This window comes from Paenibacillus violae (assembly GCF_032461945.1).
Taxonomy (GTDB): domain Bacteria; phylum Bacillota; class Bacilli; order Paenibacillales; family NBRC-103111; genus Paenibacillus_E; species Paenibacillus_E violae.
Genome location: NZ_JAWCUD010000016.1, coordinates 75134 through 101551, shown reverse-complemented (window position 1 = coordinate 101551; position 26418 = coordinate 75134). Strand labels below are relative to the sequence as shown.

The 26418-nt window shown below is 37.4% G+C and carries 18 protein-coding genes; 5 read left to right on the top strand and 13 right to left on the bottom strand.

The features are described 5' to 3' along the window. Positions 1-576: 576 nt before the first annotated feature. The 11 genes from RQP52_RS32635 to RQP52_RS32585 all read right to left on the bottom strand — a co-directional run bounded on the left by RQP52_RS32635 (position 577) and on the right by RQP52_RS32585 (position 16687). On the bottom strand, positions 577-3189 hold the full coding sequence (locus RQP52_RS32635; protein WP_315955702.1) for a DEAD/DEAH box helicase: 2613 nt from the start codon (positions 3187-3189) through the stop codon (positions 577-579). Then, a complete protein-coding gene (locus RQP52_RS32630; RefSeq protein ID WP_315955701.1) occupies positions 3161-4423 on the bottom strand; it encodes a hypothetical protein in 1263 nt (420 codons plus the stop codon). Before RQP52_RS32630 ends, RQP52_RS32635 begins: the two co-directional genes overlap by 29 nt. After that, complete coding sequence (locus RQP52_RS32625; RefSeq protein WP_315955700.1) at positions 4420-5187, bottom strand: OmpA family protein; 768 nt, start codon at positions 5185-5187, stop codon at positions 4420-4422. The genes RQP52_RS32630 and RQP52_RS32625 overlap by 4 nt, the downstream gene beginning before the upstream one ends. Beyond that, a complete protein-coding gene (locus tag RQP52_RS32620) occupies positions 5184-6719 on the bottom strand; it encodes a MotA/TolQ/ExbB proton channel family protein (RefSeq protein WP_315955699.1) in 1536 nt (511 codons plus the stop codon). The genes RQP52_RS32625 and RQP52_RS32620 overlap by 4 nt, the downstream gene beginning before the upstream one ends. Before the next feature lie 608 nt (positions 6720-7327). After that, positions 7328-7891, bottom strand: a complete 564-nt coding sequence (locus RQP52_RS32615; protein WP_315955698.1) for a hypothetical protein — start codon at positions 7889-7891, stop codon at positions 7328-7330. Positions 7892-8336: 445 nt separating this feature from the next. Next, entirely contained in the window at positions 8337-10859 is a 2523-nt protein-coding gene (locus RQP52_RS32610; RefSeq protein ID WP_315955697.1) for a DEAD/DEAH box helicase, read from the bottom strand. Between the two features lie 30 nt (positions 10860-10889). Then, on the bottom strand, positions 10890-12392 hold the full coding sequence (locus tag RQP52_RS32605; RefSeq protein WP_315955757.1) for a Hachiman antiphage defense system protein HamA: 1503 nt from the start codon (positions 12390-12392) through the stop codon (positions 10890-10892). A gap of 63 nt (positions 12393-12455) precedes the next feature. Continuing rightward, positions 12456-13703 (bottom strand): MBL fold metallo-hydrolase, encoded by a 1248-nt coding sequence (locus RQP52_RS32600; protein ID WP_315955696.1) that lies wholly within the window; start codon positions 13701-13703, stop codon positions 12456-12458. 1018 nt (positions 13704-14721) lie between these two features. Then, positions 14722-15210 carry a hypothetical protein gene (locus tag RQP52_RS32595; protein WP_315955695.1) on the bottom strand — a complete coding sequence of 163 codons (489 nt, stop codon included), beginning with the start codon at positions 15208-15210 and terminating at the stop codon, positions 14722-14724. Between the two features lie 151 nt (positions 15211-15361). Continuing rightward, positions 15362-15697, bottom strand: a complete 336-nt coding sequence (locus RQP52_RS32590) for a helix-turn-helix domain-containing protein (protein ID WP_315955694.1) — start codon at positions 15695-15697, stop codon at positions 15362-15364. 141 nt (positions 15698-15838) lie between these two features. Next, a complete protein-coding gene (locus RQP52_RS32585; RefSeq protein ID WP_315955693.1) occupies positions 15839-16687 on the bottom strand; it encodes a hypothetical protein in 849 nt (282 codons plus the stop codon). A 714-nt stretch (positions 16688-17401) separates the two neighbouring features. Between RQP52_RS32585 and RQP52_RS32580 the strand changes: the two genes are divergently transcribed. The 3 genes from RQP52_RS32580 to RQP52_RS32570 are packed head-to-tail and all read left to right on the top strand — an operon-like array spanning position 17402 to position 20769. Further along, positions 17402-18736, top strand: coding sequence for a tyrosine-type recombinase/integrase (locus RQP52_RS32580; RefSeq protein ID WP_315955692.1), 1335 nt, complete (start codon positions 17402-17404; stop codon positions 18734-18736). Then, positions 18708-19817: a tyrosine-type recombinase/integrase gene (locus RQP52_RS32575; protein WP_315955691.1), complete on the top strand. Its 1110-nt coding sequence runs from the start codon at positions 18708-18710 to the stop codon at positions 19815-19817. The genes RQP52_RS32580 and RQP52_RS32575 overlap by 29 nt, the downstream gene beginning before the upstream one ends. After that, positions 19801-20769: a tyrosine-type recombinase/integrase gene (locus tag RQP52_RS32570; protein WP_315955690.1), complete on the top strand. Its 969-nt coding sequence runs from the start codon at positions 19801-19803 to the stop codon at positions 20767-20769. Before RQP52_RS32575 ends, RQP52_RS32570 begins: the two co-directional genes overlap by 17 nt. Before the next feature lie 425 nt (positions 20770-21194). Here the strand turns inward: RQP52_RS32570 and RQP52_RS32565 are convergent, their stop codons facing one another. Next, entirely contained in the window at positions 21195-22379 is a 1185-nt protein-coding gene (locus RQP52_RS32565) for a restriction endonuclease (protein ID WP_315955689.1), read from the bottom strand. A 183-nt stretch (positions 22380-22562) separates the two neighbouring features. On the opposite strand from RQP52_RS32565, the gene RQP52_RS32560 reads away from it, so the two are divergent. After that, positions 22563-22991 (top strand): very short patch repair endonuclease, encoded by a 429-nt coding sequence (locus RQP52_RS32560; protein ID WP_315955688.1) that lies wholly within the window; start codon positions 22563-22565, stop codon positions 22989-22991. 45 nt (positions 22992-23036) lie between these two features. Here the strand turns inward: RQP52_RS32560 and RQP52_RS32555 are convergent, their stop codons facing one another. Then, positions 23037-24308, bottom strand: a complete 1272-nt coding sequence (locus tag RQP52_RS32555) for a DNA cytosine methyltransferase (protein WP_315955687.1) — start codon at positions 24306-24308, stop codon at positions 23037-23039. 226 nt (positions 24309-24534) lie between these two features. On the opposite strand from RQP52_RS32555, the gene RQP52_RS32550 reads away from it, so the two are divergent. Further along, positions 24535-26289, top strand: coding sequence for a hypothetical protein (locus RQP52_RS32550; RefSeq protein ID WP_315955686.1), 1755 nt, complete (start codon positions 24535-24537; stop codon positions 26287-26289). Positions 26290-26418 lie beyond the last annotated feature (129 nt).

Genomic DNA, 26418 nt, shown 5'->3' with positions numbered 1-26418 from the left:
GGCGTCTTTGTATTTGACAGCCATATAATAGTAGCATGACATACAATATTTATAACGAAAAGAATTTATTACCAAACTCACGAATTAATATTGGCTTTGACACCCCTGTAAGACACTTACGCAGCTCCTGCCAAAAGTGCCTTAAATAACTCCTGTAATGAATACAAACATAGAAGGGAGACTCGAGTAGCGTCTCCTTTTAGCAAGCGCCAATTAGAGCTCGATTTGCTCACCGCTCCAAGGGTTTTTATCAGGCATTATATGAGGGAGGAAGGTATATTGGCAATTACAGAAAATTAATTTTTCTGAAAGAAATATTATATGGAGCAATGTTTATGACAGTAGAAAATGAAGATTTACAAGTATGCCTTGGTTGTGGTCAAAAAAAGGAAATTCACCAATTTGACCTTTGCCAAGAATGCTTTGAGAAAATATAAGAAGAAGATACCCTTTAAACGAAAGAAATCATTGAAAAAAATTAAAGTTAAATAAAGAGGAGGCTTCGGTAGCCTCCTCTTTATTTAACTCAAATACACTGGTTCGGCGCAGCAGGCGCCAGCGCCCCCACGGTTTTCTTTACTCGCTAGGGACTAGTTTCTCTATTAGAAGTCGTTTAATTTCAGATGTATCGAAAGGAACAATTACATTCTCAGCTAGCTCCCTTTTACTTTCCAGAAGTTCATGCATGAGTTCTTCTACAGTTCCGTTTGGAAAATTAGTTGGATCTTTTGTAATAATATGATAGACATATACATCTTTTTGTTGACCTATTCGGTAAGCACGATCAGTGGCTTGGTTCTCAACCGCAGGGTTCCACCATCTCGTGTAGTGTAAAACATGATTAGCGCATGTTATTGTTAGACCAACACCGGCTGCTTTTTGGGATAACAGCATGACCCCAAAGCCCGGATTTTGACTAAACATTTGAACCACCGATTGTCTATTAGTAGTATCTCCATCAATGATAGGTATAGATACCCCATAGCGCTGCATTAATATCCTTTTCAGTATACTGTGTATTTTACGAAATTCCGTAAAGATAATGGCTTTCTCACCAAGTTTCTTTACCCTGTCCAGGATGGATAAAACTTCATTCAGTTTTGGTAGATCTTCTAGAGCCTCATAACTCGAGATGATTGCACCAGGATGACCATATAATTGACGAAGCTTAGTAAGCATATTCAGGATGGCAACTTGCCCTGTTTCTTTAGTCTGAAGCATACTGTTAGAAATCGATTTTTGCAAGGGGGAAGCTTCCACATAAATAGGCCGTTGCTCCAGCTTTTTGGGTAATCGATCCGAGAGTACTTGCTTCTTAGTTCTACGCATATAATAGGGCTTAATGGCTCGCAACAGCCCCTCATAATTTTGAGTCATTTCATATTTATTCTTGAACTCCTTCAAGGATCCTAAGCACCCAGGCTGGACGAAATCCATAATAGACCATAATTCATCCAATCCGTTTTCTACAGGAGTTCCCGTCATGGCTAATCGGAAATCACTTTGCATCGCACGTAAGGCTCTGGAACGTTGGCTGGAGTAAGACTTAATATTTTGTGCCTCATCGCAAATCACAGCTTGAAAAGGAATTTTCCCAAAAATCAGCTGGTCTGTTTTCAATGTATCATAGCTTGTTAATATCAAATTATGTTTCGCAATCAGATCGGAAGATCTTAGACGATTGCTTCCATGATGCACATAATTATTATCCGACAGCTCAGGCGCAAATTTATTAATCTCTACTTGCCAATTTTCAATTAGTGCAATCGGTAAGACCAACAACGTTGGAGACAATTTGCCTTTTTCCTTTTGCTTAAGAAGAAAACTTATGACTTGTATAGTCTTTCCAAGCCCCATATCGTCCGCCAGCAGCCCGCCTCTTCCTTGTTCTTCTAGCTGACACAACCATTGGTAACCTTCATATTGATGGTCGAAAAGATCAGCCTTGACTCCTTCGGGCAAAGGGTACATTGTGGAATTATAAGCTTCTTTGGCTTCAAGGGAATAATCAAGATCTTCTTCATTGTCGATAATATCCAGATAGTATCCTGTTTTAGTCAATGGCTGATCTTGATCATTAATTTCTAAAAGTTGCTTCCTCAACGTCGGGTCCAGGTAGATCCAGTTTCCTTGGTAATTAACATACTGTTGATTCGGATTTTGTTCCATTAAGTCTTTTAATAATGCTTTATCCAGGGGAAGAATATCTCCTGTTTCTTGGTCAAACCAATCAATCTTTCCACCCTCCGTATATCGCTGACGAACTTTTTGAATAGGAAGGATACCTTTTACCCTATCCGAAAATGCATCCAAATCAAACAAATAGTTATGTTCAGGCAATACAGCCGCGGGGTTCTCTAAAAAAAGAGGAACATCCTCGCCTGTAATATGACGTTTGGTAAATAGTTTGGAAAGATCGTCACTGATCCTACCGGTACGAACAAAACGTTCTCGTTCATCCCCATCTGCAAAACTCTTTAGAGGCTTTTTCTCTAATAAAGTATCATTTTCCCGTTCGGACATTCCAATTGGAATCAATTCAATATGATCGTTGCTATGAACCTTAATGTCCAAATTATATCCATCTATGACGTGATATTTTTCTTTAACTAAGAAAGAGTCAAGGTTCAGCCCGGCTTCTTTAGCAAGTCGTTGACACACAGCAATCTTCTGATAGGCTTCTTCGTAAGATACATACGCCAATGCCTTCTTTAATTCATAAACGGAACGTGGGAGTAAATGTAGTTGTCCGTCCACTTCGTAAATAGCCCCATAGTTTCTTCCAATACGATCGAGGTTCTTACCGCTTTGTTCCATAAGATGCATAGAAAGCTTTGCCTCAGCAGGTAAAGAATCAAGCTTTAATTCACCTGTGAGCTGCATCTCTTCTGTAGGTAAGCTAACAGTAGACAATACCTCTGTTCCTTCCGGATCATTTAACATCTCATAGTAAGTATCATAAGGCAGTACCCCTTCAATGAGGGCACCAGAGTCATATAATTCTTCCCATGCAATATATTTGTTAAATCCTTGAGATCGATAATGCTGCTCTATCTGATCTTTAGTAAGCGGCGGTATCAAGTCCTTCCTCTGTTTACCGTCACTAACATGAAATGCAATGCGAATACCTGATTCTATCGGAATAACTGAGGTATGCAGTTCATTCTGTCTCTTTTTGAAGAAGAACATATCTGTTCACTTCCCAACCTAATCGACTACGGAGCCAATTGTCAAATTTGTTTTGCCAACCACCGTTATGTGTGAGCCAGCCTTCATGAACAATTCTATTTTTATCCATGAGCTCACTGCGTCTTACTTCACGTACATGCGCCCAAGGGTTGGTCTTCGCTTTCTCTTTCTGTAAATTCATTCCATCAATTTTGGATTGAAAGTGCTGATCAAACGTGGCAATACTATACACATAAACCGCACCGCTTCCCAATACTTCCATGACTACGACATCTGAAAAATACATCAAGATTGTCTTATCCCCATTTAATACCACAACATGTTTTAACTTACCAATAAACTTTTCCCAATACTGGTATCGTTCGTGCTCTTGGTTCACGCCAGTAAAAAAGTTTTTCAATTCTCTACGCAAGATCCACTGTGCGAACTTATCCTTTTCATTTTGCCCAACAAACTGCCATAGAAGCGGCTTTTGTCGATATGTATTTAGTTGGTCGTACAACAATGTAGCTAAGGAGCTTACAAGATCCAAATCACAATTTCGAATGAAGTGGTGCGCTAAATGCTGATGTTCTTGATTCGTTGCTTGAAAGAATACACTCCGAAATACGGCCTCTTCCTTATGATAAAATGGCTCTTTCGCTTCCTTAACCGCTTCATAAAAAACTGCCTTATAAAACGGAGTATACTCACTCAAATAAAAGTTCTGGAGATATGGTGTAAACTCTGTATCCTTTTGAAGTACAGCTGAACTTAAGTATCCGATGGGATTCTGATTCAGCAAGTACTCTCTCCAACGAACCCTTCCTGCCTCATCCATACGCCTCTCTTGTTTTTTAATATGCTTCACATAAGAAAGCCTAGCTAGCTCCCACAAAGGATCAAGCCTGCAGATTTGATAAAAAGCATCAATAATGAACCGGAACGTACGATGTTCACGAGCAATCTGTTCTTTAATTTGGTGAACGAGTTCTTCCTGCCATTCCGGTTGTAATTCGTCTTCTAAGAGAAAGGGTAGTAAAAACCTTTTTCTTCGATCCAATTGCTGTACCCAACGTTGAAATAATTCCTTCTCGTTACGATGAACTAGCTCTTTGAAAGCTCTATGCAGTTGATCAAGATTGCCAAGATATTTGGACAGGTCTAAATTACGATTTTTCAGACCCGTCCCTAGTTCTTTCTCAAAATGAATGTTCCATTCCTGTAGCTGACTAGGGACAAATTCATATTTCATTTATCCTGCACCAACTTTTCAATAGCTTGAAAAGCCTCTTCATCCTTTAGACGGAATAGAAATTCTACCCGCCGCGAACGTTCCTGGTCAATGTTACCCTGACTATCAAATAAAGGCTGGCTATAGCTCCTGCCATTACAGGTTACTAGATTTTGAGATGAATCTCGTTGTGGGAAATTCGGAAACTCACTACTGTAAATATATTTTAATACGGAAAAAGCCCTATTCTGCGAAAGCTCCATGTTATACATGTAGGTTCCACTGTTATCTGTATGACCTTCAATCATAATACTAGCAACCTTATCTTTGAAACGGTCCTGTAGCAGGATACCCATATATTTAGGAATAAAACTTTTAAGAAATGCCTTCCCTTGCTCCGAGACAACATATGAGCCGGAGTCGTACAATACACTTCCCGGAAATCGAATAGCACCCGTTTGCTGATCAATCTCAATCTGCATATTGGACTGTCGGAAGTAATCCGTTAACTCTTTAATGATTTCTGTTTTCAATCCAATAGCTTGCTCAATCTCTTTGGCTTTCGTTTTAGCCTGCTCTTGAATCTGCTGTGCCTTCTGCTCGGCAACTGCCTTCTGCTCTTGAATCTGCTGTGCTTTCTGCTCGGCAACTTCCTTCTGCTCCGTCGACTCTTGAATATCGAGGACAACTACAGTCAATATGAGAGCAAAAACCATCAGCATGACACTCATCAGGTCCGCATAGGACATCCACCAATTTACTTGCTCCCGCTTAGCGTTTCTCATAATACACTCACTTCTTTACTTTGTGAGATAATATCAGCTAACTCTTCGAAGGTATCGATTAGTTCCTCCTGAATCTCTTGAATGCGGTTTACGCTACCCGACAAATTCTGCATAGCCTTGGCTAGAGTATTATCAAAATGACTATATGTTTTGCCTAAGCCACTATCGATATTTTCAGCAAAATCTTTAACAGATACATGAAGTACTTCTCTTGTCGCTTTCATCTGTTCGTTCGTATCCTGCCAGTGGTTTTGCATTTGAGTAATTTGATGTTCCACACGATTCAAATAGTATTCTGATTTCTCTAAAGTACCAATGACAACATCATTCGTTTGTGAGCGGAGCTCCTTAAGTTCAGGCAGCAGCTTCTGCTGAATACCCTGCATTTCGGTAAGCTGATCTTGTAATGTCGCGATATTATCTACAACCTGGCTAAAGTTGCTGTACATTTGCTCAGAGCCCGATACAACCTTCTCGAATTGATCCGTCATTTGACCAAATTGATTCAACGCCACTGCATGTCTTTGTTCAGTTTTCTTAAACGATTCTACCATTTGTTCAACTGTTTTTAGCATGTGGGACTGCATACTCTGGGTTTCCTGAATCAATTGACTGAATTGCTGAATCGTTTGTTCCGTACCGCCGGTTATTTGATCAACAAGATTTTTAGTAATATCAGAACTCTGATTCTGAACATGCTGTACTTGTTTCTCTAACAATTTTGTTTGGTCTTGTATACCCGTTCTAAAACCGTGAAACTGCTCGTGTAGTTGATCAAATGAAGATGCTACTTGAGCTTGGGAGCGTTGTATTTGATTGGCGATGGGCTGTATCGCTTTCTCCAGTGCATCCGTAAGCAGCGTTTTTAGATGATCCGCCTGATTTCTAGAAACCTTTTCAAGGCGATTCAAGAAAAGCTCTTCGTCGTCAGCATTTAAAAGAAAATCAAAACGTTCAGCATGCATGTCAATCATGGACTCGACTCGACCACTTACTACACGATCCATTACCGTCCAAATAACGGAGAGAGCAATACCAACAATTGAAGTGTAGAATGCTGATTCCATGCCTGATAATAAGCTATGTATACTGGTTTTTAAAGAATCAGTTGAATTTAAATCTAAATGGGATAATCCACTGACAAGACCTATGAATGTGCCTAGTACACCTAAACTAACGCAAAGGCCGCCAATAACGTCTGTCCAAGCACGATAACCTATGTGATATACTAATACATCTGAACTCAGGTATGGCTCAATACGTATTCGTTCGTCAATATTTTTTTGAGTTACCCTCTCGTAGTATCTACGCCATTGGATAGAGTATTTAGATTTGGGATTCGCTTTATGAAGAATACCGTTGACTTCTTGATCAAGGTCAGAAGAGGATTGACTCTTATTCAAAGATTGTAAATCGGGTAAAATATTTTTCATGATCTTATATTCTCTCTTTATTAATAAACCCAACGAAATAGCAGCACCCAGAAACACTATAACTTGAATTGCAATCCATACTACCTTAAAAGAATGCACATTAGTCCCTCCACAATCTATTATTATTAAAAAGTGAGAATTAATTTAATATAATTAAACTTTACATCTTACATCATTAGACTTTCTCCTAGAGCTATTTATTAATGGAGTAATATGCAGCTCCACCCATTCAAGTGAATACGTGGAGCTTCTAAACAATCCTTATAAATTGTATGTATGTGGTCACCAATAAAATAGGTCAAACGTATTATAAATTCGACAGAATCTCACATATCCCTGCCAAGGCCCCTTGCCCAATCACACATAATTGCATTATGTATGATTTATAAAAACATATCCAAGTCCGCCATTCTGTTATCAATCAATGTATACGATAATGTCTATGATACCTATTTTTTATTAAGGTAATTAAAGTTTACAAAGATTTAATAATACGGTGAAGCCCCAGAAAAAGTTTGTCAACTTCATACAGAATCCATAAATCTTTTAATGTTATAATAAATACCCTCCCAAATGTAAGCTATCTCTAGCGTTACTAAAATTGGGAGGGTTTAATCTTAAAGCATGTTGTTATGTTAACGTTCACAGTAGTGTAGTATATTTCCCTCTTCGCGCTTACAATTAAAATAGGTAAAAGTTTGTTATTTTTATGTCTCTATTCTTCTTACCCTCCAATACGGGCTACTTTTACAAATTGGGAGTATATCTTTAGGGTATTGTTTGTTAAACCATAGTTCAAAATTATTATGATCCATTGGTTTATTAATTACGTTACCATTTTTTTCAATGACAATGATGTAAGTATCTTTTCTTTGCGTAACTTCTTGATTCTTTTTTACCAATATTTCTTTGTAGTTATACGATCTTAGATAAAATTCTTTTGGCTTGTGAAACCATGTGACAATATTGATTATTTGATCAGGCATTTTAGAGTAACCAAATTTGTTTAACTCTTCAAGGTCTTGTTCGAAACCAACCACAAAAGCACAGGCATTTTCGGCCCTAAAATCTCTTATTTCGTAATAGTCATAAAAGCGGTAATCACTCCAAATATATCCTTTATCCTCGAGATAGCTAATTGCATTTATTACCATTTCGCAAGCTTGTGGTACTGAACCCGCTAAATGACGATCCCTCATCTTTTCTTCTGCGTGATTCGTTATAACTATTGGAATTTCTTCAGTCCCACTATGAATTATTAAAAACGCCATGAAATATCCCTCTTTTTTTTATTATCACAATACTTTTAATCATAAATTGTTTTACTTTATTTAAAAAGCCCAAGTAAAAGCATCATATCTCTTTCAACTACATTTCAGACGTAAAAAATGACCAAGACCTCTTTCCATTTTGTCTTGGTCACTTTAAGAAATTGTACTACATGTTACATACACAAAAATTCCACAAACCAACACCCTATATTCTGGAAATGACGAGGGCGGAGCAAGGCGTCGAACTTTCCCGTAAATGTGCGCACGAGCGCCTAGTCGTCTCGAAGCTCCAGTTGCAGCTTCGACCGGCAGGTGAAATCGGCGTCGAACTCCGGTCGTTGAGGCGGCCCGCGAACAGGTCTCAGTCGATCTCATCCATCTCTCAGAGCCCGCGGTACTAGTGTCTCGTTCCCTATCAAAAATCCTATCAAAATGGATTATTCATTTACAATGTAATCTGCAATCCATTTATCTGCTTTTTCAAGTAATTTGCTATATCGAGTGAGTTAACATCTAATCGCTTTAACCATTCGATACAATAATCAGTGTTTATGTTTTCATGATTCCCAATAATTTCGGCCAATTTTATTGCTGCTTCTCTTGGAAGACCAATTGCCATAAATTCCAAAGCAGACGCTGTACATGCACCATACTCTAAGTAAGCTGATATGTTAATGACCTTTTCTGATTCTTCAACTTTCCCAATGCTTTGTAGAAAAATCTTCAATACCTCAACATATGTTTGTGTGTACTTAACGATTTGATATCTTAAGGTATTATTAATAAATTCTATTTGATCTTTAACATGCTTAGTTATTTCTCTATGTCCTTTACTTAAAACAGCTCTATTAAAAAACACTAACTGAGCTAAAGAAGTTCCCTTCATCCAATTATGCCCAGCAGTAGTAATCTTTTTTTCAAAAAGTTCACTCCAAGCTGCCCCCATAAAAAGATTATTGATAATTTGTATTATTAAATAAAACCTTTCGTATCCGTTCTCACTCAACGGGAAGGCAGGTAAAAATAAATGGTACACCCCTTTATTTTTATCCAAAAATTCCCACAAGGCATTAATCCTTTCAGGCATAATTCCTGGGTTTTTATTTAGTAACTCTTTAGGTGGTTTGAAGGTATCAATTGTTGTTCTAGTAATAATGTCAATTTCTTTTAATGTATTGATATTATGCTCTTTACTGTATGTAGAGCTCTCAAGGTTCCTCCCTAGCAGCCGTTCCTTGATAATCAATGAAAAAAGTTGTTCATTGTAATCATCTTTACCTGGGCGGGGATTTTGGCTTTCAATGAACTCTTTGAACTTAACACTGTCCTTGATTAATCTAAGTTCAGAAGAAGGCAAAATCTCTTGATATCTTTCCCCCGAAATTGGATTGCTAGCCCAACTATCTAATTCAATACATATAATATTTCCCGCAAAGTCGTTCCCAATGCGGCCAGCTCTCCCAGCCAAATTCCAAAAGCTAAGATTATCTATAGCCTTATGTTGACCCTTTTCTGGCTTATATACAAAAATATTTTTTGCAGGCATATTGACGCCTTCCAATAATGTAGATGTACAACTAACTATTTTGAGAGCACCTGCTTTAAATAATTCCTCAATACCAGACCTAATAATTGCAGGTAAAGCACCAAAATGAAATGCTAATCCACATCTGATAAAACTAGCAAGTTCGTAGTTTTTTGTTATATATTCCTCGATAAAATCTGCAAATTCATCTAATCGCGCATCATTTAAATAAGGGAATTCACCACTATTAAATAGTTCTCTAATAACATCCGCAGACATCATTGGTTCATTTGCATATATTATTGAAGTTTGGTTATTCCAAAGATATAATGCTGTATTAGCTAGTATTTCAGGCAATGTATTCCCTGAATTGTGGAAGAACTTACTTCCAATACTAATTTCATCTTCTTCGTACAAGGCACTAACAAGCAATTGTTCGTAAGCCATTTTTACTTTAATAATATTTTGTCGAACTAATGGAAAATCATCTTTCTCATCTAGTCCTCTCTCTAAATCAAAGGTATCTAACAGTTTTTGCGGATTTTTTACTAGAGGACTTGAGAATAAGACCTTTGCATCTTCCCACAGCACATGTGCAAACTTTATTGCATTCTCAAGTAAAACTCCTCTTCCACCATATTGAATATTATGTGCTTCATCAATTACAATCATCTTCGTCTTTACTTTTTTTGCGTCTTGTTTATTGCACAACTGGTATAGCCTTTCTTGAGTAAGAACCAAGATATTTGATCTATCTGGGTTTTCTACTATTACTTCAATCTCGGATGAACATCCTACATATAGATTCCTTAAGCCTAACTCCGCTATATTCTCAAGAAAATCGCTCATAACTTGTTTAATCAATGCCCGTGTAGGAACGATATATACGACTGTCGAACCCTCATCCTTACTAATTAAATCTAATAGAACTTTTAAAAAAACGTATGACTTTCCCGCTGATGTCGGGGCTGATATACTAATTCCATCAATATCTTTCTCAAGCATATCAACTACTTTTTTTTGAAAGTTAGTTAGAAGATATTCTTTCCCAGACAGCTTTCTTGTATTTGCATATTCAAGTACATGTGCTTCAAAAAAAGCCATACCGCTTAATTGCGTTTTATAGTTATTCATTTCATTGCGTTTTTCAAGTAATTTCATGCCTGGATAATTGCCAAGCTTTCTCAAAATTAAAAGGGAAGCCATTGATACACCACTTGAGTCACTTATCAAAGGTAAGGTTGTAGCTATATTTAACGCAATCCGCTGATTTTCAATTTTGCTTGATGAAGCTAACAAATTAGCTGATTCTAATAATATTCTTGTATCATCATCCGTTAGTTCTTCATTTGTTTTGTTAAAGAAGTCCAATTGGATCTCAATCTTTTTGATTTTTCTCAGTAAGACACCTAATTGTTCGTTCGATTCAAGTTGACTGATCATCGATCCAAAACTCATGACTACACCTCGATTCTAGATAAGTTTTGAAATAAGTAGATCCTCAAAATCAGAAATTTTGTTAAATGGAAGCAGGAACCAATTGATTTTCACCTTTTTGACATCACTTGTACTAAGGATCTGATTACAGATATAATCATAGTTTCTACTCAATTCATCAATAAAATATCTATTCAATTCCGCTTCTATACGAGGACCAGTCATCCCATCTTTTTCAAGCATTTCTAGAAGGTCAGAATCATATCCTGTAAAAACCGTAAGTTCTACACCAACCTTACTCCAATCCCTATACTGATAAAAATTATCAATTAAACCCTTTAATGGACCTTTACCTAAATTATCATATGAATATTGATCGTAGAAAAGAATATCACTGTCAATATTTGCAGTTACTTCCAACTCCTTTATTAATGTTGAAATTCCTGTTTCAAAGCACTCGTTTAAAATACCTCCGCCTATAAATAAAACTAATTGGCTATTTTTCATTCCAGCATGTACGTCATTCGAGACATAATTAAGTTCTGAAGTAGACCTACTGTTTCTAATCCTAGTGTACATTTTCGGCATCTCTAAAATGCCCTCAATCAACATCCAGAGAAGCATGGTCCCTAACTTTCCACCTTTTTGAACTTCATCTACCAATCTATTTACTTTTCTATAAATATCCAAATGTTTATTAAGATCTTTAGCTGCATTTGCTAAATCCGTTAAATCGCAAGCATATTGATTTAATACTTCTGCCAAATGACTAGCTAATTCATCTACCCTTTTAGTTCCGGAAGCACCATATTTTAAATAGTAAAAATCAACATTTATGTTAATTTCGCTGTTGACTAAGGAATGATCAACTTTGTTAAAAAGTCCAGTGCAGACATTTTTTTGTAACTGTAATCTTCTTTTTAGAAAATCATTTGAATCTGCAATTGAGGAATCAATCTCAACACCATTACCTAGTAAAAACTCTGCACTCTTACAAAAACTAACAGATTTAAGTTGACTCTTAATGGCACTGAATTCTTCCTTTATTATTATTCCTACAATTTTATTATTAACTACCAACGGTGCTCCAGATAAACCAGCAAGACCATAGGGCCAATCATCTTTTATAAAATTACTTGTTAATTGCTTATCATATGTTTTAGAATCATCGAACAAACTACTATCGAGATATAGATTTCCAGTTATATAACAGTATGTACTCCCTTCATTCTCAACATTCCATTCTCTCGGATAGCCCATGGTCTCCCATTCATCTTCTTTGCTATCATAACTATTACTGTTAAGTGATAGCCACTCTTGAATATGATCTGCCTTTTCCTGAATTTCAAGCAATGCAATATCATGCTCTAAAGACTCAGCAACTACTTTTGCTTCTTTAATAATAGATTTATCGCTTCCGGCATAGAACTCAAGTTTTATCGGCTCATCGTTGTTAATGTTCTCTTTAACACAATGTCTTGCTGTAATTACTCGACTTTCATCTATTAAGAAAGCAGTCCCTTGACTCCCGCATGTAATTTTTGCAGTAATGTGGTATAAATATTCAGCAGTAACGATGTGAAACTTCCTCCCCGTAGTTATCTAAAGTAAATTTATTATTGTTGGAACATCTTCTGTTGCTTGAGCTAAATCATTCGTGTACTGAATACTATAACTAAATTCATCCATTAAACTAGTGTTATCAAATTTATTAAGTATCTTAAACGGCTTGTAATTAAAAATAAGTTTTTTATTCCTAGTATTGTCAGTTGATATTATTCTGTAAATAGTTTCAATATCAGGATGACTAAAATTCTTTCCTTTTCCATTCGTCGAAAAGATGTATTTATCTGAGTTTATTAGCTTTAGCAAACTAACTTTTGTATTATGCTTACTTCCGTGGTGAGAAACTTTAACTAAGTCAAACCACATCTTTTCTTGCTTGGTATCTTCTAACAATTTTTCTAAATTGTATTCAACAACTTCTGGATGACAATCTCCTAAAAAGAGCAATCTTTTTCCCCTAAACTCCAAAATGAATGCAATTGAGCTTCCATTTACTTCAGCAGTATCCGGTTCAAAAGGCTTTAATGCAATCTCTTCTACAGTTTCTTTATTTGACGAGACTTCACTAACCCTTCTCTTATTCAACTCCATTTGAAGATTAGACATATAAAATTCAAAAGCATCATCCATTAATTGATCACTTTCAATAAGCCCACTATAACCAATCGAAGATAATTTTTCCTCCCATTTACGCCCAAGAAGTTGAAGCTTTTCAAGATTAGGTGATAACAAAATTATTGATACTTCATCATTTAGGAAGTATTTGTTGGATACACCTTCACTTACAACAACAGCTTTGTAATTGAAAGAGCTATTCCATTTGCCTGCATATCCATTTTTTAATATTAATGATCCCAGTGTAGATCCTTGTTGGTAACCAATATCAGATACTTTTCTTGCACCTAATTCTCTAGGGTGTCCTTTTCTCAAAATCTCTTTAATATCTCCATGTAATGAATCGCTAGCTTGATTTTCTGACTTATGAAATTGTAAATGCCGAAAACTGTTATACCATATTTCTTTTATATCAATAGAGTCAGTGGTACCAGCATATCCATTTTTATTAAAAAATCTAATGCCACCTAATATATGATCCTCATCAATATGTGTAAATATTAATAATGAAACACCGTCTGACTTTATCTTCTGAAGCTCTTTACTGATATACTTATCATATGTGCTGGAAAATCCCATATCGACTATAATATGCGTTTTAATATCCCCCATACATGATATTAAAAAGCTATCTCCATATGATGCTGGAAACATTTTTATCTCAATCATAATACTCCCATCCTTATATATATTCATTACTATAGAACTAATCATTATATCCTGATTTTATAAATTATACCTTGTGTCCCTCTGGAAAAATGTCGAAATATGTCGTATCTAATCTATTGCATTCTACTTATTTTATTTAGTATCCATCTACTCTCCGAGAAGGCGTGGTACATACGCCAATTGTGGCTTCCATCGTTAAACGAAACTAAAACAAGAGCCCAAAGGATGCTTTCCCTCGGGCTTGTTCACCAGTGCTTCTGGATTTAAGAATATATTAGCACAATTATCCATTATTTGAAAATAAATAGTTTATCTAATTCCTATGGATGTGGTTGCACAAGATAATGCAATCCGCTAACGATTGAAACTTTCTTACAGCTGCAAAGCACATAGTCGTCTGATTTCTCGATTTAATAATATCCCCGCAAGATAAACCAACGAATTGCATTTTTTTGTATCAATATACGGTAGATAGCACAGTATTGCCGCTTTCAGAGGAAAACGAGGGGAGTCAAACCTTTAATTTAGTACCCTTAATAATTAACATCAACTTAGCATAAAAAAAACAAAGGATATCTCAAACCCACCTATTTCATGCATAAAATGCCTCCCCTTATGTACTGTTTCACAATACACAATAAAAAAATGCGCCGCGGCGCATTAGCTTGTGAGTTAGTCTTCTTCAAAAAAGATATTTCATGTGCTTAGTTTTATTCCATATTGCTTCGAGCTTCTCTACAGAGGTTGAATTCTCCCGTAGAATAAGTCCCATTATGTAATAATCTTTTAATGTCCAAGTAGGTCGTCCTAAAGAATGCCTTAAAGGATCGGGTTGCTCATTAATTTCCATATCTTCACTTAAACCTCTCTTAGTACTTGCTTAAGTCCCTCCGTACACATTCCAAAACTGCACTGCGGCAGTAGGTGCAAAACTACCATTGCCATTAAAATTTTCATAGTAAATTAGTACAGTCAAAATTCTACTTTCTCCAAACTTCACTTCTCCAGCATCCGAAATTTAAGTGTTAAATAGGTCTAGTATTTTACTAATATTCATGCCTAAAGATTCCATTTTGCTGCGAATTTGCTTCAGATGCTCCAGCTCTTTTGTTAGCCTAGTATTCTCCTCAAGGGCATCTTGTAACATTTGTTTCGTTTGCTGAACTTCTTGTGATTGTAAATGCAAGAAGTTTAACACTTGCTCCCAGTTTGATGCCAATCCCTCATTGGAGCTGTTATTACTTCTTGGAAAATCAATTACCATTCTGCTTGTTACTTCATCATTGTTTTTATTCTGAACAGATCGTATTACATCACCGTGCTGTTTTCTTAGAACGGAGTTAAACCGAAATGCGCATGCGCCTAATGTACGGCCTATTTTACCTGCCACATCTTCAAAAGCCTTTTTTTGACTACTGCCATTACTTAAATGTTGCAGTACCGTTTCCAATAATAATTTATCTTGCTCCGTTGACCACACCTCATGATTCGAACTTGCATGCTTCAAATTTACCCACTCCTAATAACATTATTTTTCCCTCTACTATATTATTTCCGAGAATACTATTACTTATTCCCTAGTAGTAGAAAGCAATAAAACAGGTTACCTTTATCTCAGATAAGTCTATATCTATTCGTTTTAATAGAATCTGAATTTGTCATATTGTCCTTCTTAACCAAGCATCAATCGAATCTTTGTAAAATAGAATTCTTCTCCTTAATCGAACATATGGAATTTGATTTTCCCTTACCATTGTGTAGACACAATCTTGGGATATTCCCAAATAATCAGATAACTCTTTTACAGAAAGTAGGATTTTACTAGGTTGTACTTCTACGCCATTGTAAGATGGGCTAAATGAAGCATTTTGATCAGCATTTCTTGCTATTACCGTGTAATTATTAAATATGGAATCCTCCTCTGTTTGTTTATCCATCCACTCTTCAATTAAGATTAAAAGCTGTTTACGTCTGGCATCTGTTACTCTAAACATAAGAAAAACCTCCCAAAAAAATTATTATTTTAGTATTCATCTACTCCTTGTTCAGTAAAACAATGTATCCCCCTTAACGAATAGTCCATAAAAAAAGAGCCTCCTTATCCAAGGAGGCTTGACGGATTATTTTGTTAGTAATCATGTAGACTTGAATAAGTCTACCTCAATAAACTCTGGCGGTGTTATAAGGTCTGGTTCCCCACCAATGATAGCTAAATTCATTTGGTTGGGGATAATGGTTCGCACCAAACCAATTTTAACAATCATACTCCTGATTAATTTAATTAATGCTTCGAATGCTCCTAATTGGAGCCCTGTATCAGCGTATTCCAATAAAAATGTAGCACCTTTTTGTTCCAAACGGAAAAGCAGTTCAGTGTCCCGAAATTTAAGAACAACAGGGATTACATCATGCACAGGTGCCTTTGTTTGAAGGAGTGTTACGAATTCTATATCTCCAACGACTAGGTGATGATTTTTTTGGAAATGAGCTGTTGTCCACTCTGATTTCGGCTCTTCTACCACAAGCCAGCTGGGGGGAACCCTCGCTAACATGGCAAGAAATGAAACCATCCAATCATCAACTGTGAAAGCATCCTGAGGAGGTACGATATCACGATTCTTAGGCGACTTCTTGTTACTCTTTCTTCTATACTGTGCTCGATATCGCCCCAAAAATTTTGCTATCCGATCCTTAGGGATACCAAAACAATCATATAGATCGGATAGTGTGAAGCCGATAATTTCCTCCCTGAGGAGAATAAACCGACGCTGTTCAAGCGAAAGCTTTAATAAGAAACTGTGATATAAGTTAATATCATTTCGACGTACCCAGACTAATTCCGGCCAATGATACACATAACGATCTTCACTTGAATTCTTCTTTCTATTAAAATACTCCTCTACGATAGAGCTATTACCTCCAACCACTTGTTTGATATACCAAATTCCTGCCTTCAAGGGATCACTTGACGGTTTCATTTCCATCACCAAATTAACTGTAATCCCGTTTCTCGATTCAGTCTTTCTTAGACTTATTTAAGTCTACTTGTCTACTTCCAAGTTTATGGGTCACCCTAATAAAGAACGGTCTATGATGCGAATTATGATAAGTCGAGTCTGAAGCAAAGTCTTGACCACTGTGCTGGGCAAATTGTTCACAACTCATAAGCATCAACTCCTTTCCCCTTGGGTAAATTGGGTACCCATAAACAGGAGCATATAAAAATGTCTACATTGAAAGTAAAAAAGGAAATACCAATTGTCGAATGACAATTAATATTTCCACTTCAGCTCATATTTGTCCATTGGTTCATGGTTTACGCTTTAGCGAAGCAATGTAAGATTTTGACAAAGCGTAATTTATCGAACTCTTCTGGAAATGGGTGTAAAAAATCATATAGAGAGACGGGCATAATTAACCCGTTTAACCATATGACTCATCCTCACACATAAGAGGCAAACACGCCTCGGATTGGAAAATGCAGCTTCCAACCCATCCTCATGAATGTTAACCTTCGATAACATTCATCAAATGCCGTTCCCTTAGGGGGCTAAACTCGCGCAAATGCGAACTTAATCGCGATTAAATCTATTAATATTCTACTATCTATGCCGCGACAGATCAAGCTAAAATTCTATCTACTAAGCGGTTTAGAATAGAAGGTTTAGGAGAGAATAATACATAAGGGAGTGTAAAATATGATTCCATTGAAAAATTCGATAGACGAGCAGGGAACCCTCCTTAAAAGTGAGCCTGCAGCCAAAGTCCAAGGATTTCAGAGTTTTCTACTTCAGCAACATATAGAAAAGACAGATTCCCATGAAACCAACGTTCTTGTGTTTATAGCCTTTGCGCTCTCTCACGGTTATCTTTCTCAAGATGGCAAATGGCATGAATCCGAGTTTGTGCAGGCGATCCTAGCGTTCAAGCAATCAGCGGATCAGTCCCTTTCTGAGAAAAGGATATCTTCTCAAGAACGAGAAGAGCTGCTCTTCAGCCTAGATCTCTACGTTCGATTTCTTCGCACCCAGCACGCATCCATTTCTTTGAATCAATATCTGCTGCAAGACGATATACCTGCTTTTGAAGACCTTGGATGCCTCCCGTTCCGCCTCTATATCGAGGAGCTTTGCCGCCTGAAAAAGCTTTGCGTGGGTCATGATATCGCAGACATCAAACGGTTCCTAAAACTGCTTGGACCGGACATTGCACATGATATAACCACCCTAACCCCGGTACACATGAGTCAGCTTGAAGACCGTTTTCTTCAGCGTATTGATGATGGTGTTATGCTGCCTCGATCGGCTTATCATCAACTTAAGGTGTTCCGAAGATTTCTCCGGTTTTTAAAACAGCATGGCTACATTGACTTCGAATATATCATCCCGGAACAATTTGATTCCAAGATCGTCCGGGAAAACTCCTACGTCGCGCTGGAGGATCGGATGTCACTCCTTCGAGAAATCCTTCAAGATACCGGTACACCCAATCAAACCCGGGATCTATGTATTGTCCTACTTCTCATTCTGACCGGCTGCCGGCCTTTAGAAGTATGTACAATGCGCATTCAAGATGTCATTAAAACAGAATCCCGTATTTTCCTTTATTCTATCAAGTCTGCTCAGCGTTCCTTAGTTATTGACAAGGATGCTATGCACCTTCTTGCCTCGTATATGAAAGACAAGCGGTCGGGCGCCGGGCCAGCAGATCCGCTTTTTGTACGCAAAAATGGACTCCCCCTGCAGTCAAATCATGTTACCAAGATCGTAGGTAAGTACAGCAAAAACATTCAAACTACGCAGAAGGTAACAGCCCGTGCCCTAAGGCACACGTTTATTACCAATGCACTTGATGATGCTTCTGGCAATAACCCAATCGAAGTATCTGAAGCTGCCGGGCATACCAGCCTGCGTTCTACGATGCATTATTACTATCAAAACATTCGAAGATTGATTCGGATGGCCTCTCCGTACCTATCTAGAAACCAACAAGGAGCTACTAATAATGAGTATCAAAAAAGATCTCCCCTTTAACATTACGGACATTTGCCAAGCCTTTAACATTCGTGTTGAGGACTTTGCGAAACTGGTTCAAAAATCCAATACGCTGAATACAGAAGCTGTACAGGATATCTCGGTAGCCGATGCCGTGCCAAAGTTTCTGAAGTGGTTTCAAGACAAAGTTGACCATGGACGGAAATCGTCTCAATCGCTCAAGCTGTATCAGGGTTACCTGAATAAATTCCTTTCATTTATGAACGATAAGTACCCTGGTCTTACGGTCATGCAGCTAAACGAAAACTACGTTCATGAATTTCTTCAGTTGTATGAAGGCAGAAAAAAGGCGGATGCGTTATCTCCTTATACCGTAAACAACGTCACCGCTATTTTTCGAAGTTTGATTACCTACTGCTTCAAGCAAAGGCTCATCTCAGTAGATTCCAGCCGAGATTTCGAATGGGAAAAAACCACGACACTGCCGAAATATTTCTCTCCTGAGGAACTCGACCAACTGCTGAAGGCCTCCCTTCAGCTTATTAATGGTTATCGTTCCTATGCGATCCTGAGTTTTTTAGCAGGCAGCGGGGCAAGGATTGGGGAGGCCCTAAATATGCGGATTAGTGATGTAAATTTCCAAGAAGGTTTTATATTTATCCCAGACGGCAAAGGGAATAAACCACGCCATATCCCTTTGGATCCCATGGTTCGGGACATTCTGCTAGATTACCTCAATATCACGGGTGTGAAGCAGATTACTTCGAGTATGGCCGGCTATCTATTTTCTAAGGACTATGGTGAAAAGAGGCTGCGGAAAATAACTCGTGAAGCCGTCGAGAAGATGTTTCGAAAGCTGGTATTAAAACTCGAGCTCAATCCCGAATTTACAGTACACTCACTCCGGCATACATTTTCCGTCAACTGTCTTCGCAACGGTATGCCCCTCCACATTCTGCAGCAAATACTCGGCCATACCGACCTAAAAACAACGGGGATCTATACCAAACTATTCCCAAAAGATATCCTAGAAGAACTAAACCGGTACTTTCCGTTCCAATTTGGGAAGTTGATGCTGCAAACACTAGATGAGGAAGATGACAATGAGATTAATTCATAAAGACATTGAACGGTTTATCCAGCAGTCCGCTTATTCCGAGGGCGTAAAAAAGAAAAACACCAAGTATTTACTACACTTTGCCGATTATCTAGGGCTCCGGCTAGATCAACCTCCGGATCAGGTTAATCTAGAACGCATCTACGAATTTAAAGAGTTATCAGGAATGATTCTTTACGGACCAATCCAAGCCGAGATCATTGATGAATTTTTCTCTTCGATTCACGATTACAATCCCTTTTATCTGAAAGAGACTCGGCATGCTCTTGGCAGCTTTTTTCGTTATTTACAGCGCAACTATAAGTTCCCGAATCCGATTCCGTTCCTGAGTTTTCAAATACAAAGCAAAATGCCACATATCAGGCCTAATCGCTCACTAAGTAAACATGAGGTTCTTCGACTACTTCATGCAATCATAAGCCACAGCAAGGACCTTGACAGGGATCTGCTGCTGTTTACCCTGCTGTTATCCTCAGGTTGCAGGATTAGAGAGATAATTGAACTTAAAGTTTCTAATTTTGAGTTTTCTCATCATATATTTAAAATCACGAAAGCGAAAAACAAAAGGCAGCGTGTTGGTTTCCTTGTCGATGGCATGTCGGAAGCTATCCAGCGCTACTGCAGAAGGCATCAATTAGCGGAGGCAGATTATTTATTCAAATTGGACACCGCTCACCCGTTAACTTATAAGAGAGCCCAGGAACTGCTTCAGAAATATGAACAGCTTGCAAATATCCCACACATTACCCTGCACGGTACTCGACACACCTTCACTACCATGATGAATGAGTCAGGTTGTGACATCACGACTATTCAGCAGATGCTTGGTCACCAACCGAATCAACTGGATGTAACAAAACGGTATATAGATCAAAACGTCATTAAAAACAAAGGTATTCGTGTTTTGGAAAACGAGGAGCTTATTTTTTTTCTAAAGAGTACATTTATGAAATAAAAAATCAATCATAGAGAGAGCCTGACAATTTGTCAGGCTCTTTGCGTAGACTTCAATTTAACTTCTCCATGTAAAGCATCTCAACAAACTTCACATCCAGGTGCAAATCGAAAATCCCTCAATTCTGGTATCGAGACCCACCGACACTCATCATGATCAACCAAAGCAATATCGCCACCCACAAATCTTGCCCTGTAAGCAATCAACTGAATATGAACCCCCCACTGCCATCCGAGTCATTTCCCACATTCAAAGAAATGAAAAAAAAAAGAACCTACTTAGGGGCTCTTTTCTTCACACTTATTACAATTTTATTCAGTCGCCGCTGCTAACTTTTATTCCGATCTGGAATGTTATAAGTAATCAATACAGATCATTTTCTATCTAAAAATAACACCAGCTCCATCTGCTCAGCAACGCTAAATTTAATTTGGAAAGTTGATTTGCAGCCATTGCTTTACTTGAATTGGCGTCCTTAACCCTCTTATCTCTAGTATCTTAACAATATCTTCACCACAAATAATTATCACTGGATGCCCATCTACTTTTATTTCTTCATATGCTTGTTGATTGACATAAGAAGTCGTAACGAAAATGCCGAATTGGCGATAACGTAGCCGTGCAATCAGCCTAGAAGTTTCGCGTACTCCTGATCCGCTATCCAACTTCTTGCACTTTGCTTCTAAAGCAAAGTCAACATAGATGGCGTTTTCATTCATTCCAATCCGATACTTACCTATTGCATCCCTTCCGCCATCGCGCCATGGTCTTGTCAAATCATATTCAATTATGTTATTGTCCATTATTTGTGCAATCTTAGCAGCACATTCTTCAAATGCATATTCTCTCCTTGGATGTGCTTTGAAAAAGTCAACGATGCACTGTATGACCTCTCTTCGTTTATCTGATGATGGAATTTGCTCTGATATTTTACGGTATTCTATAGTTTTCTCTGCAGCTAAAGGAGTGTATTTACCTGTTTCAATCCATTGTATCCACTCTCTAGGCGCATTTTGAGAAAATAACAAGCCATTATGAATATCATGAATCCAAGCCCTAGAGATTGAAGCTACATTTAAAATTGTAAAAACGGCTCTATAATTTTGAAATCTGTTCCCCTCCTTTAGCTTCCAAATAGCGACTAAATCTTCTGCCTCGTTTAAATCTGCCGTCCCAGGTACTGCTAGACCTCGAAAAACGACATCGCGCCCTTTTCCACCCTTCGTAAATACGAAAAATGGAGGAACCATTTTTCTATTATCTTTATGAATTTGGTCAAATGAATATCGTAATATCAAGTTACCTCTTTTCGGAGTATTATGTAATTCACGCCCCGACTCTCTATTATCACCAAAGTAATAAAATTTCCCAGTTTCAATTTCAATCCTGTCAGGCCAGTCCGAATTTGAAAGATCAGTATATAACACACAGAATTTTGTATTCGCACCATCACGTGATCCTACAGGTCTAAATCCTCCTTGATTTTCACAACCAATTAATTTAGATATAGGGTCATCACCAGCATTACCTTTTACTCCACCCTCATATGTTGCATCAATAATTAAATCCGATATTGAAAGATCACTAAATGAAACACTTCGAGTACTCAACGATAAACACCCTTCCGTAAATAACTTAAAAAAACTGCTTGTATCAAGCCTATAATATTCAAGAAACAAATAACATTAGCCTTTTTTTTGAGAAGTAAGGCAAAAACAGTTTAGGCTTCTCTAGTTATGTAAATATTAGATCTATCTTACCTAATAACCATCAGGGGTGAATATAAGAATACGATGGCGGATAACATTACTACTGAGACAAGAAGCAAAATCATGAGGTCAATACGCTCCAAATCTAATTTGGAGAACCTTTTTTGCAGTAAACTATGGCACAGAGGATTGCGATTTCGAAGAAATGTACCGAGCTTGTTTGGGAAGCCAGATATCGCAATTAAGAAATATAAATTCGTTGTTTTTATAGACTCTTGTTTTTGGCATTTTTGTCCTAGACATGGTCATTTTCCTAAGAGCAATAAAGAGTATTGGGATAAAAAAATCTACAGAAATGTACTGAGGGATTACAAAGTCGGAAATTATTACATTAGCAAACGATGGCATGTTCTTCGCATTTGGGAGCATCAAATCAAAGATGACTTAGATAGATGTGTTGAATATGTTATTCAATACATCGAGAAAATAAAGGAAGATCAAAATGCTAAATAATATAGTAAAAAAAGAGCCTTTAGAAGGCTCTTTTTTTACGCTTATCTATATCGAATTTACTACAGGAACTGATGCTGTTGATTCAGCCTTATCTTCTAAATACTTCTTTGCATAACGTGCGATCGGCAGCGCAATTGCCCTTGCAAGCATCACAGGTACGGCATTACCGATCTGTTTATATATTTTGTCCAACTGACCGTTCTTTAATTGAGCTTCTTGCGGATAAAACTCATACCAGTCAGGGAAAGTTTGAATCCGTTTTATTTCCTTTACCGACAAACGGCGATATTCTCCAATCGGGGCAGTAAATTCAAACTTGTCTTTTTCAACAAATCGCATTGGAGGACATCCTGGATGAAGTGGAGCCTGACGTCCAGAAGCTTGAATAGTAAAGCTTTGCTCATTCCAATCCTTTTTCCGATTCCTTGACATATAAATCGAAGAGAAAGAGCCTTCGTAATATGGTCCCGGCTCAGAACGTAAGTCACCAATTTTGCTCTCCAACGTTTCATATGGTTGTTCCGTACCTGGACCATGTGTGGGAAATGGAAATTCATAAGTGAAATCAATATCATTTCGTACACCTACTAAAAACACCCGTTCCCTCAATTGAGGAACCCCATAATCCCTAGCATTCAAAGGTGCTTTCAAATAATGCACTTTGTACCCCACAGATTCAAAATCCTCAACTATTTGTTTAAAAACTTCTCCCTTCCCCAGAGTCATCATCCCTTTTACATTTTCAGCCACAAAAATCTTAGGATCTGACTGGGTCAAGCAACGAATGAATTGCAAATACAGGAAGTTGCGCTCATCATCAATAAGGCGCGGACCTGCCCCCGAAAATCCAGGGCATGGAAACCCACCTAGAACAAGATCTGCCTTTGGAAATTGCTTAACTTTTCGAATGTCTCCAGGCAATACATTAACAGTGGTTGAATCTTTCACATTTAGTCTATAGGTTTCGATGGCCTCTTTAAAAAAGTCATTCGCAAAAATAGTGTGAAAAACACTTTTACTTCTTATCTTATTATATTCTTCCTTACTATGCTCAAATGCATCAAGCCCCTGTTTTTCACCAACAGTCGCTTGAAGCCCTGCTAGCTCAAACCCTAGATCCAATCCGCCGGCCCCACAGAATAAGGAAACGACATTAAATTTATCCTGTTGAGGATGTAGCTCCCCCTCTAAATCAATGACGGCTTCAACTTCCTTTTCTTGCATAATTTTTTCAAGCAAAAACTTTTTAATTTCCTCCGGTGCTAAATCGGGAGCTGGCTTAAATTTACCGCGGCCACGTTGGTCAAGTTTAATCAATCTTACCGCCCCTTCGACAAATCTGGAATAAAACGTACAAATAAATATTATTGTAATCAACAGTTGAAACTTACGTCAATGCCAAATAACGTCAAACTCCACACTAAAAGAACAAATGTTTGCATACTTATATAATAACATTTTTATTTTAACTTTCAAGTTAAGCATCGCCATTCCTAATCGATTGTTGTAAAATCGAATAGACAATATATTAGAGGTGCAACGAATGAATAAATCAAGATCCATCGGGGATGATCATGTTAAGTCCGTGTTTCATGCTCTAGAACAATACTACCATCTTAGGCGCTGGCCAGTAGATAACCCACCTGGTGTGATAGAAACCGCCCAGTTTATTTGGGATAAATATCCGAATATCATCAAAATTAAATGTAAGTTTCAATATAGAAATCCCGATCAACAAAATGATTTGGTCATAACAACGCATGAAGACACTGTACGTATTAACCTTTACTATACTTCGAAGTCGGGCAATATCCAACCTAAGAATCCTGGCGCTAAAAGTTTTCTTAATACCTATTTCAAAGCACCTGAGCTGCAATATTCTTTTAATATGCATTTGGAACAGTGCTATTCTGAATTTTTAAGTAGCATGCTGGAACTTAAAGGTGTAGATTCCGAGGAGCTATCCGATGTAAAAAAGAAAAGAGCATTAAAGGAGCTTCATCCTGAATTTACAAAGGAAAACAACCAACCACGTGATTCGTTCCTTTACGCATTGAAAGAAAAATGTTACTCCCTTTTACTGGAGTCATATAACCATTATACCAAAGGCTTCCAACATGCCTTTGAAATGCTTCTAATGTTAGATGAAACTACCATTATTACACGTGTTAAGAAAAACGGTGTTGATGTAGAGCTATTCAGACCGAATTTAAGCGATTATAACAACATTAAAATATATAAAAAAGGACGCCATGCTGTCGGGATTCAGTCTGGTGAGGTTGGATTGACACTTCGCTTCAAGTTTGAAAGTAAACCTTACTCATCCATAAAGATAGCAACGAGCTACGAACTTTTTAAAAGCTTAGATGACTTTGAATCCCTAATTCTAAAGAAAAATGAAGCAACACTTCTAATGGCAAATCAAATTAGTGAAAGTATTTTGGTTAAGCCAATGAACAATACTAGTAATGCAGTGGGTAAGTGTAATGAGGCATTCACGTATTATTGGATGCTGAAGAAATTTCCATCCGCGATTCAGGCTGATGATAGCGATTTTTTAAATTATTTGAAAGAGTATCTGCCTGCATTACCTAAGAACACTGCTCAACAAATCAAAAATAGCTCGGAACAAACAGCTCTAAAAATAATTGAGTACCTATACAAAGAGCATCCTCAAGCTCGTCTTGATGGAATACAATTAGTGGCAGATATCTATGTGAATGATCGCTTAAATACTGGCGATATAAAAATTAGCATTCGTGAGCAACACGGTTATTTGACGGAAGTATTTATTTCATTAAAAGCACTACGTTCCACAAACAAAAAGATTACTACTAAAAACCCTGGAATTGGAACTATTTTAGGTCCTACTTTTTTTAACTTTAGTGAAGCTCTCAATAATGAACTTGCTAAACAGGTAGCTCAGGCGAAACATGACTTTGAAGCAGGTATTCAATGCGACCATCCATCCATTTTGGTTCAATTGTCTAAAACAGTAGGTACTATGCTTAGCACAGCTACTCAAGTGCAGTTGAGAAAAGGAATCGAAAATTTACTTGGAAAAGCATTAACAATCATTACGATATATGAACAAAATAAAGCATATTTGCTAAAACATAATAAAATCGAAACCGACATTACGGTTTATCCAAACTCTCCAAGTGATATACAACAAACATTTATTTGGAATAATAATAGCGAAGAAATCTCGCTCCGGGTCAAATTTAGTAAAGGTCAGCACCACGGTTGGTCGTCTATTAAGTTTGCATCTGAATATATCTTTATTCCAAATAAATAAAAAAGTTACTAACAATAACCCTACACGAATTACTCATTAGGGTTATTGTCCTTATCTATAATACTATTTTTAATCTTAGTAATAGCTATACAGTTCATTTATCTCTCTACTAACCATAAAAATAGAAAA